At 66.2% G+C, this 14061-nt stretch carries 10 protein-coding genes; 1 reads left to right on the top strand and 9 read right to left on the bottom strand.

The window, feature by feature from the left end; genetic code table 11:
• Position 1 precedes the first annotated feature (1 nt).
• Positions 2 to 931: a glycine--tRNA ligase subunit alpha gene (locus MAA8898_RS21210; protein WP_094023039.1), complete on the bottom strand. Its 930-nt coding sequence runs from the start codon at positions 929 to 931 to the stop codon at positions 2 to 4.
• A gap of 183 nt (positions 932 to 1114) precedes the next feature.
• Here MAA8898_RS21210 and MAA8898_RS21205 point away from each other — a divergent pair, with 183 nt between their 5' ends.
• On the top strand, positions 1115 to 2935 hold the full coding sequence (locus tag MAA8898_RS21205) for a trypsin-like peptidase domain-containing protein (protein ID WP_094023038.1): 1821 nt from the start codon (positions 1115 to 1117) through the stop codon (positions 2933 to 2935).
• Positions 2936 to 3214: 279 nt separating this feature from the next.
• On the opposite strand, the gene MAA8898_RS21200 is transcribed toward MAA8898_RS21205, so the two are convergent.
• From MAA8898_RS21200 to MAA8898_RS26420, 8 genes are all read right to left on the bottom strand, one after another.
• On the bottom strand, positions 3215 to 3778 hold the full coding sequence (locus tag MAA8898_RS21200; RefSeq protein WP_094023037.1) for a hemerythrin domain-containing protein: 564 nt from the start codon (positions 3776 to 3778) through the stop codon (positions 3215 to 3217).
• A gap of 90 nt (positions 3779 to 3868) precedes the next feature.
• Positions 3869 to 5305 carry a calcium-binding protein gene (locus MAA8898_RS21195; RefSeq protein WP_141194913.1) on the bottom strand — a complete coding sequence of 479 codons (1437 nt, stop codon included), beginning with the start codon at positions 5303 to 5305 and terminating at the stop codon, positions 3869 to 3871.
• A gap of 212 nt (positions 5306 to 5517) precedes the next feature.
• Entirely contained in the window at positions 5518 to 7038 is a 1521-nt protein-coding gene (locus MAA8898_RS21190; protein ID WP_094023035.1) for a calcium-binding protein, read from the bottom strand.
• Between the two features lie 177 nt (positions 7039 to 7215).
• Positions 7216 to 8667 (bottom strand): calcium-binding protein, encoded by a 1452-nt coding sequence (locus tag MAA8898_RS21185; protein WP_094023034.1) that lies wholly within the window; start codon positions 8665 to 8667, stop codon positions 7216 to 7218.
• A 215-nt stretch (positions 8668 to 8882) separates the two neighbouring features.
• A complete protein-coding gene (locus MAA8898_RS21180; RefSeq protein ID WP_094023033.1) occupies positions 8883 to 10289 on the bottom strand; it encodes a calcium-binding protein in 1407 nt (468 codons plus the stop codon).
• Positions 10290 to 10479: 190 nt separating this feature from the next.
• Complete coding sequence (locus tag MAA8898_RS21175) at positions 10480 to 12009, bottom strand: calcium-binding protein (protein ID WP_094023032.1); 1530 nt, start codon at positions 12007 to 12009, stop codon at positions 10480 to 10482.
• A gap of 177 nt (positions 12010 to 12186) precedes the next feature.
• Positions 12187 to 13587, bottom strand: a complete 1401-nt coding sequence (locus tag MAA8898_RS21170; RefSeq protein WP_094023031.1) for a calcium-binding protein — start codon at positions 13585 to 13587, stop codon at positions 12187 to 12189.
• Between the two features lie 163 nt (positions 13588 to 13750).
• The coding region (locus tag MAA8898_RS26420) for a M10 family metallopeptidase C-terminal domain-containing protein (RefSeq protein ID WP_370738596.1) at positions 13751 to 14061 on the bottom strand (311 nt) is incomplete at its 5' end.

Raw genomic sequence — 14061 nt, 5'->3', positions numbered from 1 at the left:
GTCACGCGACATGCCCCCCGGCGCTGGTCAACACGAAGGCATCGGCGCAGGCCTTGGCCAGCGTGCGCACGCGGCCGATGTAGCTTTGCCGTTCGGTGACCGAGATCACGCCGCGCGCGTCGAGCAGGTTGAAGATGTGGCTGGCCTTGATGCACTGGTCATAGGCGGGATGCGCCATGACGATGCGCTTGCCGGTCTTGGGGTCGTCCTGCGCCTGCGCGAGGATGGCGGCGCATTCGGCCTCGGCCTCCTCGAAGTGGCGCAGGAGCACCTCGGTGTCGGCCACGTCGAAGTTCCAGCGCGAGTATTCCTCTTCGGTCTGGCGGAAGACGTCGCCGTATTTCAGCGCGATTGGCGCGTCGGGGTCGTTGAAGGGCATGTCCATCACGTGGTCGATGCCCAGGACGTACATGGCCAGGCGTTCCAGGCCATAGGTCAGCTCGCCCGAGACGGGGGCGCAGTCGTGCCCGCCGACCTGCTGGAAATAGGTGAACTGGCTGACCTCCATGCCGTCGCACCAGACCTCCCATCCCAGGCCCCAGGCGCCCAGCGTCGGGCTTTCCCAGTCGTCCTCGACGAAACGCACGTCGTGCAGGGCGAGGTCGATGCCGATGGCGCGCAGCGAGCCCAGGTAGAGGTCCTGCAAGTCCGGCGGGCTGGGTTTGATCAGCACCTGGAACTGGTAATAATGTTGCAGGCGGTTGGGGTTCTCGCCGTAGCGGCCATCCGTCGGGCGGCGCGAGGGCTGGACATAGGCCGCCGCCCAGGGCCGGCTGCCCAGCGCACGCAGGGTGGTGGCGGGGTGGAAGGTGCCGGCGCCGACCTCCATGTCGTAGGGCTGGAGAATCGCGCAGCCCCTGGCCGCCCAATAGCTTTGCAGGCGGAGGATGATCTCCTGGAAACTGCGCGGTTTCTGCGGGCTCTCGGCCATGTCCGGGCTCCTTGTCTGGCGCTGGGTCTGGGGCTGGCGGCTGAATAGGGCGCGGCGGGGTCGGGGTCAATGTGATAGGGGGGCGCGGGTCACAGCCTTTTTGCGTGCATGTCCCAAGGCTTCTGTTAAGAGTCGGTCGGTGGACAGGATTGAGTTTCGAGGACCCAGAGGTCGACACTACCCATGATACAAAGACTTTTTTGCGCCCTGCTGGCGATTGCGCTGACGGTGAATGCCGCCATGGCCCAGGACACCGCGCTGACGGACGAACCCGTCTACATCCAGCTCGAAGCGCGCACGTCGCTGGCCGCGGCCGAAGACAGCGTGCGGCAGTATTCCGGCCAGCTGGACAACGTGAACGGCTTTTCGCTGGGCGGCGGCTGGTACGGCGTGGCGCTGGGCCCCTACACGCGCGCAGACGCCGAGCGGGTCCTGAACGATCTGCTGGCCACGCGGCGCATCCCGGCCGACAGCTACATCGAGCTGGGCCGCGCCTACACCCAGCAGTTCTACCCGGTGGGCGCGCAGCCCGGCGGGCCGGTGGTGCCCGCGCAGGCCGCGCCGGCAGCGCCGGCACCAGCGGCCGCCGCCGCGCCCACGCCCACGCCGCAACCCGCCGCGCCGGCGGTGCAGGTCGCGGGCGGGCCGCAGGTGCAGCCGGTGCTGACGCCCGACGCCATCCCCGAGGAAACCGCGCAGGAGGCGCGCATCTCCGAAAGCCGCCTGACGCGCGAAGAGCGCGACGCGCTGCAAATCGCCCTGAAATGGGCCGGGTTCTACGACGGCGGCATCGACGGCGCCTTTGGCCCGGGCACGCGCGGGTCGATGCAGCGCTGGCAGACGGCCAACAACTTTGAGCCCACCGGCATCCTGACCACCCGCCAGCGGGCGGAGTTGCTGCGCCAGTTCAACGGCGTGCTGGAGGGCATGGGGCTGGCGCGGGTCGATGACACCAACGCCGGCATCTCGCTGGAGCTGCCGATGGGCGTGCTGGCCTTTGTCCGCTACGAGGCGCCCTTTGCCATTTTCAGGCCCACGACCGACCTGGCCGCGCAGGTGCTGCTGATCAGCCAGCCCGGCGACCGGACCACGATGAACGGCCTCTACGAGATCCTGCAAACGCTGGAGATCGTCCCCGTCGAGGGCGAGCGCAAGCGGGACGGCCAGGGCTTCATCATCACCGGCCGGAACGACCGCATCGTGACCCATATCGAGGTCGGCCAGCGCGATGGCCACGTCAAGGGCTTTGCCCTTGTCTGGCCCACCGGCGACGAGGACCGCCGCGCCCGCGTGCTCAAGCGGATGCAGGACAGCTATCGCCGGCTGGACGGCGTGCTGGACCCCGCGCTGGTCAGCGAAGAGGGGCAGGCGGTGGACCTTGTGTCCGGCCTCCAGGTGCGGCGCGCCAAGGACAGCGCCTCGGGCTTTTTCGTCGAGGCGCGCGGCACGGTGCTGACCTCCTATCCGCTGGTCGCCAACTGCGAGCGGATTACGCTGAACGGCGTGCATGACATGCGCGTGCTGGCCGCCGACGAGGCGCTGGGCGTCGCGGTGCTGAGCCCGGTGGACCGGCTGGCGCCGACCCGCGTGGCGCAGTTCCGGTCGGGCGACGTGCGGTTGCAGTCCGAGGTGGCGGTGGCGGGCTTTTCATTCGGCGGGATCCTGACCGCGCCGACGCTGACCTTTGGCACGCTGGAGGACCTGCGCGGCCTGGGCGGCGAGGAACGGATGCAGCGGCTGGCCATGGCGGTGCTGCCGGGCGACGTGGGCGGCCCGGTGTTCGACAGCGGCGGTTCGGTTCTGGGCCTCTTGTTGCCGCGCGAGACCGAGGGCGGCCGCGTGCTGCCCGAGCAGGTGAACTTTGCCGCCGACGGGGGCATGATCCTCGATTTCCTGCGCGACAACGGCATCCAGCCGGTGGCCCGCAATGATCTGGCGCCCATGGCGCCCGAGGACCTGACCGCGCTGGCCGCCGACATGACGGTGCTGGTCAGCTGCTGGTAAGACCGCGCCTTCGGCCACGCCGAACGCCGCCCCGGTCCTCACGGTTCGGGGCGGTTTTGCTTTGTCGTCCCTTGCGGGAGGATGAAGGCCGGCGGCCGCCGGGAACGGATCAAACGCGCCGGGGTGCCAATCCCGGCCCGAGGGGGCGGTAAAGCCCCGTTCTGCGCAGATCGAACGGACCCCGAGGGAGGGGCGCTGCTGATCCGGTTCTTCGGTCGACCGGGCAGCGGTATCCCACCGCCCGGTTAACGCGGTCCTGCGCCACCGTGCGCTGCCGCCTCAGCCGCGCAGGCGGTGATGCAGCAGGATCGGCACCACCAGGTCTTCCTCGTCGGTCAGGTGCCGTTCGAGAAAGCCGCGCAGCGCCTCGGCGTCGTCGCGCACCGGGCGCGCCTCCTCGGCCATCTGTGTCGGGTCCAGCGTGGCCAGTTGCACCACGCGGTTCGACTGCCGGGTGAAGCGGTCCAGCAGCGCGTCCAGCGCGACATGGTCGCTCTCCAGCATCTCCAGCCCGGCGGCAAAGCGCGGGTCGGCGGCCTCAAGTTCGGGAAAGAACCGGCGGTCCTCCCAGCTGTGATGGCCGTGCAGGTTGCGCACCAGCAGGTTGCCGTAGTGCGCCAGGTGCCGCGCGTAGGCGTCACCGCCCAGCCCGCCGTCGAGAAACGCCTCGGTTTCGTCCTGAACGATCTCGCCCAGCTGGCGAAAGCCGCGATGGGCATTCATCCAGTTGCGGGTGCTGTCGGCGAGGTTCGGATGCCTGTGCCAGCCGTCGCGTGGCAAGGTCCGGAGCAGGGTCTGCATCTCTTCGGGCAGGCCGCTGCGGGTTGCGATGTCATGGGTCATGATGACCCGTAGATGGCGGGGCTGTTACACTGTAACAATCTGCGGCGGCGCACAGGGCAGGGGCCCCGCGCGCACGCAGGACAGGTGCCGTCAGAGAACGAAGTCCTCGGCCGTCAGCCCGGTGACATTCGCGACGCGGATCTCGGCGTCGATGGTGCCGTTGCCGTCCGCGTCGAACTGCACGATGGTCGAGCCGGTGGCGGTTTCGAACAGCCGCAGTTCGGGGTTGCCGGAGGGGGCGAAGCCCGCCGTGCCGCGGAATTCGAACACACCCGGCGACAGACCCGCCACCACGATGATGTCCTGGCCCTGCTGAAAGTCGAGGATCTGGTCGCGGTTGGCCCCCGCGACGGTTTCGGCCAGCGCGCGGAACACGAAACTGTCCGCCCCCTGGCCCCCGGTCAGCAGGTCGAACCCGAGGCCCCCCGCCAGGGCATCGTCGCCGTTGCCGCCGCGCAGGATGTCGTTGCCGGCCTCGCCCTCCAGCAGGTCCTCGCCGTCCTGCCCGTTCATCGTGTCGTTGTCGGCGCCGCCGCGCATCTCGTCCGCGCCGGCGCCGCCGGTCATGGCGTCGTTGCCAGCGTCGCCCAGCAGGGTGTCGTCGCCGTCCTGGCCGTTCATCGTGTCGTTGCCGGTGCCGCCGCTCATCTGGTCGTTGTCCGCGCCGCCAAGGAGATAGTCCAGGCCGTCGCCGCCGTTGAGGTTGTCGTCGCCGTCGCGTCCGACAAGGAGATCATCCTCGGTGCCGCCATCGAGCGCATCGGCTTCGGCCCCGCCCAGCAGCGTGTCGTTGCCCGCACCGCCAAAGACCGTGCCGGTGACGATCCCGCCATTGCCGTTGTAGCTGTCGGTGCCGCCCTGCAGCAAGACATCGCCCATCAGGCTGCCGCGGTTGACCAGGGTCTCGTTGCCAAAATCGCCGCGCACCGCCGCGATGCCGCCGATGACCGTGCCGGTGTTGATCAAGGTGTTGACCGCCGCCGCGGCGGTATTGAACTCGACGCCATTGCGCCCGCCCGTGATCTTGCCGGTGTTGGTGAGCAGGTTCCCGGCGCCAAAGACGTTGAGCCCGTCCAAGGGCGCCGAACTGATCGCGCCGTTGTTGACCAGGACGCCGTTGTCGCCTTCGAGCGAAATGCCGTCCGACTCGCCGACGACGGTCCCGTCGTTGACCACGCTGAAGTTGTTTCCGAGCACCTGGATGCCGCGGTCGCCTGCGCCGACAACGTAGCCGGCATTAAAGACCTTGTGACCGTCCCCACTCATCTCGATGCCGTCGCTGTCGCCGTAGACCGAGCCGGTTTCGGTGACCGTAACGGTATTGGAGGTCGAGCCGGTGTCCGAGTCGATCGCATCTGTTTCGGAATAGACGGTGCCTTCGACCAGCAGGGTGACGTTGGTGAAGGCCAGGAAGTCGAAGGCGTCACCGGCATTGCCAAGGGTAAATCCCTGGCGGAGAATCCAGAGATCGCCAGCGGCATCGGCGTCAAGGCCTGTCGTTGTCGAGGAAATCAATCGAATGGTCATGTGAGGTCCCTTTCGTCAACACTGTTGTCTTGTCAGGTCCGTCTGGCGGGTTCGTGGCACCGAGTCGTGCGGAAAACCGCGGGCCCGTGAGCAGGCTGTCCCGACCGGGTGCCGCGTGCAGCCTATGCGGAGATAACCGGAGTTGTCGCGGGGAATCTGCGCCGGCGCCTGCGGCGTGGACCGGATGCCCGGATTTTCCCGGGCGTCCGGTTTCAGAGCACGAAGTCCTCTGCCGTCAGCCCGGTGACATTCGCGACTCGGATCTCGGCGTCGACGCTGCCGTTTCCATCCGCGTCAAACTGTACGATGGTCGATCCGGTCGCGGTCTCGAACAGCCGCAGTTCCGGGTTGCCCGAGGGGGCAAATGCCGCCGTGCCGCGGAATTCGAACACGCCCGGCGACAGGCCCGCCACCACGATGATGTCCTGGCCCTGCTGAAAGTCGAGGATCTGGTCGCGGTTGGCCCCCACGACGGTTTCGGCCAGCGAGCGGAAGACGAAACTGTCCGCCCCCTGTCCGCCGGTCAGCAGGTCGAACCCGAGGCCGCCCGCCAGGGCATCGTCGCCGTTGCCGCCGCGCAGGATGTCGTTGCCGGCTTCGCCCTCCAGCAGGTCCTCGCCGTCCTGCCCGTTCATCGTGTCGTTGTCGGCACCGCCGCGCATGTCGTCCGCGCCGGCGCCGCCGGTCATGGCGTCGTTGCCGGCGTCGCCCAGCAGGGTGTCGTCGCCGTCCTGGCCATTCATCGTGTCGTTGCCGGTGCCGCCGCTCATCTGGTCGTTATCCGCGCCGCCCAGCATCAGGTCATTGCCGTTCTCGCCGGTCAGCACGTCGTCGCCGCCGCGCCCGATGATCACGTCGTTGTCGCCGCCACCGTTCAGCCGGTCGGCGGTCTCGCCACCGGCCAGGGTGTCATCGCCGTCCCCGCCGAGGACCGTGCCGCTGACGAAGCCGGCGCCCAGCCCTTCGTACCGGTCGGTGCCGAGGTTCAAGTTGACGCTGCCGAAGATCGCGCCTGAATTGGCCACGGTGTCGTTGCCGCTTTGGACAACGATATCGCCGTTCAGGGTGCCGTGGTTGTTGACCACGTTGTTGCCGTCCTGCAGGTCGATGTTGCCGTTCACCGACCCGAAGTTGCCGATGATGTCGGGGTTGCCGCTGTCGCCGTCGATCGCTGTGCCGCCCAACCCGTTCAGGGTGCCGTAGTTGGTGAAGATCACCGGGCTGGTCTGGTCATCATTCCGGAAAATGTCCACGGCCTGAGGCCCCGTGATGGTACCATAGTTGGTGCCGCGCCCGTTGACGGTCGCCTCCACGCCGTGATTGCCGTATCCGGTGATGTTGCCGTGGTTCACGAAAGAAAACGATGCAGTCGCTTCAGACAGGCTCCAAGACACGCCATTGGAAATGCCCACGATGGTGCCGTGGTTCTCCAGGGTCGTGAAGCCATCGTTTCCATTGATGCCGCTTCCAGCCGTACCATGGACGACACCTGTCTCGCCGACAAAGATCCGGGTTGCGGCGGTCCCCATCGAAGCGATATTGATCCCGTTCGTTCCTCCGACAAAGCCGTGGATCGCGGCCCTCAGGACGGTGGGCACTGTCGTCACGGTCGTCATCGCAGTGCCATTGGTTGCGAAGATGGACCCGGTGGCCGTAACCACGACGTCGTTGTTGGTTGTCAGGTTGAAGGTATTGGAGGCCGCTGTCTGGGCCGAAGTCACGAAAATCGGCATGGAATTCCCCTCACTTTGATCATTTTTCAAAACGGACCGAAACTGGCACAGGTCCCACAGTCCGGCAAGTGACGTCCAATCGCCAGGACGACGTGGGATCGACATCCGTGCCGCAAACATGCCGGGCAGGGCGCGCGGTACGCCCTGCCGATGGCGTTATCCGTCGAGGGCAGCACCTCAGAGCACGAAGTCCTCTGCCGTCAGCCCGGTGACATTCGCGACTCGGATCTCGGCGTCGATACTGCCGTTTCCATCCGCGTCGAACTGCACGATGGTCGAGCCGGTGGCGGTTTCGAACAGCCGCAGTTCGGGGTTGCCGGAGGGGGCGAAGCCCGCCGTGCCGCGGAATTCGAACACACCCGGCGACAGGCCCGCCACCACGATGATGTCCTGGCCCTGCTGAAAGTCGAGGATCTGGTCGCGGTTTGCCCCCACGACGGTTTCGGCCAGCGCGCGGAAGACGAAACTGTCCGCTCCCTGACCGCCGGTCAGCAGGTCGAACCCGAGGCCCCCCGCCAGCGCATCGTCGCCGTTGCCGCCGCGCAGGATGTCGTTGCCGGCCTCGCCCTCCAGGTTATCCTCGCCGTCCTGCCCGTTCATCGTGTCGTCGTCGGCGCCGCCGCGCATGTCGTCCGCGCCGGCGCCGCCGGTCATGCCGTCGTTGCCGGCGTCGCCCAGCATCGTGTCGTCGCCATCCTGGCTATTCATCGTGTCATTGCCGGTGCCGCCCGACATCGAGTCGTTGCCCGCGCCACCCAGCATCAGGTCGTTACCCGCCTCGCCGGTCAGCACGTCGTCGCCGCCGCGGCCAAGGATCTGGTCGCCATCGTCGCCGCCCGACAGGATGTCGGCGGCATCGCCGCCCAGGATCGTGTCGCTGCCGATGCCGCCATCGACGGTGCCGCTCGCCGTGCCGAATCCCTGTGCGATGTAGCGGTCGCTGCCGGCACCCAGGCTGACAGAGCCGTAGATCGTGCCCGAATTGACGACCACGTCCGCCGCCGCGCCGGTCTGGATCACGGTGTCAAAGGCTTTGAGCCCGACGATCGCGCCAGAGTTGAGGATGGTCGCCCCCCCGTCCGCCGTGGCATTGACCCGGGTTGTCATGATCTCGCCGGTGTTGCGCAGCAGCGCGCTGCCCGTCGACACCATGTTGAGTACGCCGCCGCTCATCAGCCCGGTGTTCGTGACGGTCACCGAGGTCGTGGTGGCGCCGTAGATGATGGCCGATCCGGTGCGCGCGATCATCTGACCATGGTTCTCGACGATCAGTTGAAACGTGTTGAGGGTGTCGACGTCGATGATTTCGTCGCCGGACGAGATCAGCCCGTGGTTGACGATGCGTTGCACACCGTTGTCCACGGCAAAGGCCAGGTTGATCGCGTCGACGTCCAGGCTGAAGATCGTCCCGTAGTTGATCACGTTGGCAAACGGCGCGATGATGTTGACGCCGTTCGATGCGCCGGAAATCCAGCCGAAGTTGTGCAGCTCGGTCGTCGCCAAACCACCGAGCAGGTTCACCGCGTCTCCGGTGGTGGTGTAGATGTCGGCGTAGTCGAAGACGACCATGCGGTCGCCGTTGGCCACGTTGACGGTGGAGGTAGACGTTCCCTGATAGACTTTGGCCATGGGACATGCTCCGAATGCGGCCGCGTGTTGCGGCCTTTTGTGAAATCACCTTGCCCCGCGGCCGGGGGGCTCCCTCCAACCGAAGCGAGCCCGCCAAATAGCGGGATCGCGCGTATGACCCCCAACCGGACGCACTTGGATCATATCCGGTCCGAATCGGCCCTGTCTCGGGAAAAATGGGGCGGGCCGGGTGGCGTCCTGCCGTATCGCGCCGCCTACAGAACGAAATCGGTCGCGGTCAGCCCGGTGACATTGGCCACGCGGATCTCGGCGTCGGTGATGCCATCGCCGTTGGCGTCCATCTGCACGATGGTCGACCCGGTGGCGGTTTCGAACAGCCGCAGTTCGGGATTGCCCGAGGGGGCATAACCCGCGGTTCCGCGGAACTCGAACACACCCGGGTGCAGGCCGGCCACGATGATGATGTCCGACCCCTGTTCGAAGTCGAGGATCTGGTCGCGGGTCGCGCCCAGACCGGCTTCGGCAAGGCTGCGAAAGACGAAACTGTCCGCCCCCGCGCCGCCGGTCAGCAGGTCCATCCCCAGGCCGCCGGCAAGATCGTCCTCGCCGGCGCGGCCGCGCAGGATGTCGTTGCCGTCGCCGCCTTCCAGCTGGTCGTCCCCCGCGCCGCCGTCCATCGTGTCGTTGTCGGCGCCGCCGTCGAGCACATCGCTGCCATCCTGGCCGACGAGGACGTCGTTGCCTGACCCGCCCACCAGCGTGTCGTCCCCGGCGTTGCCGTTCAGGGTGTCGTTGTCGGCCCCGCCTTCGATCCGGTCGTTGCCATCGCCGCCCAGGAGCGTGTCCAGGCCATTGTCGCCGAACAGGCTGTCGTCGCCGCCACGGCCGACCAGCAGGTCGTTGTCGTTGCCGCCCCGGAACACATCGGTCGCGTCGCCACCCGCGGCGGTGTCATTGCCATCGCCTGCCAGGAATTCACCGCGCAACACGCCGGGTCCCTCGTAGCGGTCGACGCCCGCCCCGGTCAGGATGTTGCCATCCATGATCCCGGAATTGAAGATGGTGTCATTCCCGACGCCGTCGTTGCTGTAGTATGCAGCGCTCGACCCCGAGATGATCCCCGAGTTGTTCAATAACGTCGCTCCCGTGGAAGAGATGTACAACCAGTTCGACAGTATTCCGAACAGACCGCCTTCGATCGTGCCGGAGTTCATGATGTACTGGCTGGAGCCACCGCCGTCGAAGTCGACAGCGACGTCCCGGCCGAGGATCTTGCCGCTGTTCACCAGGCGGTTTATCCCAAAGCCATCGGCCACGCGTGACTTGACGGCGGTCTCCTGCGCCATGATGGTGCCATCGTTCACGAGGGAAAAGGCGCCGGTGCCCCGGATGTCGAAGGCGTCGTCTTCCAGCGAGGTGACCGTGCCGGTCGGCCCGACAAAGGCATGGAGGTCGACGCCGGTGTGATCGACGGCATTGCCGACCCCATTCGTGTGCGAAATGATCGAGCCGTTCACGTACAGGTAGTTTGTCCCGGCCGTCGAGGAAACCGCGTCGCCGTTGACCACAAGATTCGCGTCCGGATCGGTCAGGATGCCGGTCTCACTGCCCACCAGGGTCTGCGCCACAGTCGAGTAGGCTGTCAGGGTAAAGCTTGCCATCGGAAGTGTCCTTTCAGTTCAAGGAGCTTGGTCCGATACAAACCGCGCTGTGGACTGCCCGGGAACGCCCCGAAAAAACGTGAAAGAACAAAAGAACAGCCGTGACCGCGACAGTCTTGTTTCGGACGACGGAGGCCAGTTTACCACGTCTTCAGGGGGCAACGAAGCCCGGCCGGGTGGCGTCGGCGGACTAGAGCACGAAGTCCGTCGCCGTCAGCCCGATGACATTGGCCACCCTGATTTCCGCATCGACGGTGCCGTTTCCGTCGGCGTCGAACTGCACGATGGTCGAGCCGGTGGTCGTCTCGAACAGCCGCAGTTCGGGGTTGCCCGAGGGGTCAAATGCCGCCGTTCCGCGGAACTCGAACACGCCCGGCGACAGCCCCGCGACCACGATGATATCCACGCCCTTCTGAAAGTCGAGGATCTGGTCGCGGTTGGCCCCCACCGCGGTTTCCGACAGGGCGCGAAAGACGAAACTGTCCACCCCCTGTCCGCCGGTCAGCAGGTCGAAACCGTCGCCGCCCGCCAGCGCATCGTCGCCGTTGCCGCCGCGCAGGATGTCGTTGCCGGCCTCGCCCTCCAGGTTATCCTCGCCGTCCTGCCCGTTCATCGTGTCGTCGTCGGCGCCGCCGAACATCACGTCCACCCCGGCGCCGCCGGTCATGGCGTCGTTGCCGGCGTCGCCCAGCATCGTGTCGTCGCCGTCCTGGCCATTCATGGTGTCGTTGCCGGTGCCGCCCGACATCGAGTCGTTGCCCGCGCCGCCCAGCATCAGGTCGTTGCCGTCGTCGCCGATCAGCAGGTCATCGCCGCCGCGGCCGAAGAGCTGATCGTCGTTGGCGCCACCGTTCAGCCTGTCGGCGGTTTCGCCACCGATCAGCGTGTCGTTGCCGGCGCCGCCCAGGACCGTGCCCGAGACGGTCCCGTTGCTGATCCCGCGATAGGTGTCGGACCCGCCGCGCAGGTTGACGTCGCCCCAGATCGCTCCGGAATTGCCCAGGGTGCCGCCGATGGTGTCGGACAGCAGGATGCCGCCGTTCAGGATGCCGGAATTGTCGATACGTTCGGCCAAGGTCGCCGTGGACTCGATCGTGAGACCTGCGGAATTGATCGTGCCCGAGTTGTTGAAGATGACGGTCTGGGTGCCGGCAATGAACTGGACGGCCCCCGAGGTGGCGGCCGAGTCCATGACACCGCTGTTCCAGCCGTTGACCGTGCCGACCCCAAAGAAGGTGACGGCGCTGTAATACTCTCCCGTCCCGCGCTTGAAGTTCGTGATCCTGCCCGAATTTCCGAAATAGACCGTTTCCGAATGGTAAAGTGCAATGCCACCACTGCTGGCGCTGTCGTTGGCAATCACGCCATCGTTGACCAGCGAGAACCGGAACCCGGCCTGCGCGGGGCTCGTGCCGCCGACCACGATGGGATGGTTGGTCCCGGTGATGCTTCCGGTCACCCCGTTGTAGATCGAGAAGGGGCTCGATGAGCTTTGGTTGCCCCCCATCTGGATGCCCCGCGAACCGGCAACGACTCCGAAGTTCTGGACATGGGAACTCGTGGTGGCGCTGAGATCGATGGCAATGCCGGGGGTTGTGGAAATGACCGCCACCTCCTTGTCGATGATCAGGGTGTCGCCAGAGGCGACGGCGGGTGTCGAAACGGTGTTGATCCGGACCCCGGGGCCGACGGTGTTCGTGTTGACGTAGACAATGGCCATTGCGAGAGACTCCTTGAAGGTTTCGAATGGACGAATCCCAAGCCGCACATTGGGATGGCCAGGCGACCGATTGTTGCGCCTCGAAATCTTTCCACGCAAGATAATTTTGCGTGAAGCGGCGGGCCACCGACCTTGTCAGGATCGGCGACCTGTCCGTCGCTCCAAGATGCGCTGATTTCAGAGCACGAAGTCCGTGGCCGTCAGCCCGGTGACATTGGCCACCCGGATCTCGGCGTCGATGGTGCCGTTGCCGTCGGCATCCATCTGCACGATGGTCGATCCGGTGGTGGTCTCGAACAACCGCAGCTCGGGGTTGCCCGAGGGGGCAAAGGGCAGGGTGCCGCGGAACTCGAAGACCCCCGGATGCAGTCCCGCCACCACGATGATGTCCACGCCCTTCTGAAAGTCGAGGATCTGGTCGCGGTTCGCCCCGACCACGGTTTCCGACAGCGCGCGGAACACGAAACTGTCCGCGCCCGCGCCGCCGGTCAGGAGGTCGAATCCCTCGCCGCCCGCCAGCGCATCGTCACCGTTGCCGCCGCGCAGGATGTCGTTGCCGCTGCCGCCTTCCAGAATGTCTTCGCCGTCCTGGCCGTTCAGCACGTCATTGTCGGCGCCACCGTCGAGCGAGTCGCTGCCGTCCTGGCCGACCAGGACGTCGTTGCCGCTGCCGCCCAAGACCGTGTCGTCGCCAGCGTTGCCGTTCAGCGTGTCGTTGTCGGGTCCGCCGTTCATGTTGTCGTTGCCCTGGCCGCCAAAGATCAGGTCGTTGCCCACCCAGCCGTCCAGCTTGTCGTCGCCACCGCGTCCCAGCAGGAAGTCGTCACCGGCGTCGCCATAGAACTCGTCGCTGAATTCGCCGCCGGCCAGCGTGTCGTTGTCGTCGCCGGCAGAGACCGGCCCATTGACCCGGCCGCCACCGCCGTCGTACCGGTCCTGGCCGGCCCCGAGATATATCCGGCCGCTCATGATGCCGCTGTTGAAGATGCTGTTGTTGCCCGTGCCCAGGAAAACGTCAAAGCTGGCTTGCGCGCCGATGATCGTTCCGGTGTTGTGCAGAAGCGTCGAACCGGTCGACGAGATGTTCATGAAGACCCCCACGCCGGTCTCGGCGATGATGGTACCGCTGTTGATGAGGTGGGAAAAGCTCGCTCCAGCGTCCAAGATGGCACCGTCTGAGTGCCCCACGATCGTACCCGTGTTGGCGACGTTGACTGTACTGAAGCTGTCCGATGGGCGGATGTCGATCCCGTCATCGCCGGACAGGATGGTGCCCGCGTTCCGGAGCCTGACCGTGTCGGAAACGAGGATCCGGATGGCATCGGAATTGCTGGATGTGACAAAGCCGTCGGGGCCGATTGCGACGATGGCGGTGGTGCCGTTCAGGTCGAGCGCCTGGTTGGCGCCGGCATCCGCCACCGAGACCGTGCCGTTGATGGTCAGGGTCGAGAACCCGTTGCCAAAGATCGCGTCCGAGCCGGAGACGATCAGCCGCGCGTCCGTGGCGACATAGCCGACCTCGATACCGGCGAGGACTTGCGGAGTGAAGGTGGTTCCGGTGATGGTAAAGCTGGTCATGGCAGGCTCCTGAAAATGTGCCTGATCGGCGTCAGACTCAATTATGGTTTTCTTTTCAGGAATTTAAGCAGGTATCCCGCATCCGTTCAAGCGGCACTTGGGGGCGCGCGTCCGGCGGACCGCGCCCCGACTGTTCGCTGTGCGAATATCCGCCGTGCCCGGTCTAAAGCACGAAATCCACCGCCGTCAGCCCGGTGACATTGGCCACCCTGATCTCGGCGTCGACGCTGCCGTTGCCGTCGGCATCCATCTGCACGATGGTCGATCCGGTCGCCGTCTCGAACAGCCGCAGCTCCGGGTTGCCGGAGGGGGCAAAGGGCAGGGTGCCGCGGAACTCGAAGACGCCCGGATGCAGGCCCGCGACGATGATCAGGTCCTGGCCCTTCTGAAAGTCGAGGATCTGGTCGCGGTTCACGCCGACGACGGTTTCGGCCAGCGAGCGGAACACGAAGTTGTCGGCCCCCAGTCCGCCGG

This window comes from Antarctobacter aquimaris (assembly GCF_900184945.1).
Lineage (GTDB): Bacteria > Pseudomonadota > Alphaproteobacteria > Rhodobacterales > Rhodobacteraceae > Maliponia > Maliponia aquimaris.
This window is presented reverse-complemented; position numbering and strand designations above follow the sequence as displayed.

Bases quoted from the DNA above. Each gene is read 5' to 3' on its own strand.
- MAA8898_RS21210 (WP_094023039.1), bottom strand. From the start codon at position 931: ATGGCCGAGAGCCCGCAGAAACCGCGCAGTTTCCAGGAGATCATCCTC.
- MAA8898_RS21205 (WP_094023038.1), top strand. From the start codon at position 1,115: ATGATACAAAGACTTTTTTGCGCCCTGCTGGCGATTGCGCTGACGGTG.
- MAA8898_RS21200 (WP_094023037.1), bottom strand. From the start codon at position 3,778: ATGACCCATGACATCGCAACCCGCAGCGGCCTGCCCGAAGAGATGCAG.
- MAA8898_RS21195 (WP_141194913.1), bottom strand. From the start codon at position 5,305: ATGACCATTCGATTGATTTCCTCGACAACGACAGGCCTTGACGCCGAT.
- MAA8898_RS21190 (WP_094023035.1), bottom strand. From the start codon at position 7,038: ATGCCGATTTTCGTGACTTCGGCCCAGACAGCGGCCTCCAATACCTTC.
- MAA8898_RS21185 (WP_094023034.1), bottom strand. From the start codon at position 8,667: ATGGCCAAAGTCTATCAGGGAACGTCTACCTCCACCGTCAACGTGGCC.
- MAA8898_RS21180 (WP_094023033.1), bottom strand. From the start codon at position 10,289: ATGGCAAGCTTTACCCTGACAGCCTACTCGACTGTGGCGCAGACCCTG.
- MAA8898_RS21175 (WP_094023032.1), bottom strand. From the start codon at position 12,009: ATGGCCATTGTCTACGTCAACACGAACACCGTCGGCCCCGGGGTCCGG.
- MAA8898_RS21170 (WP_094023031.1), bottom strand. From the start codon at position 13,587: ATGACCAGCTTTACCATCACCGGAACCACCTTCACTCCGCAAGTCCTC.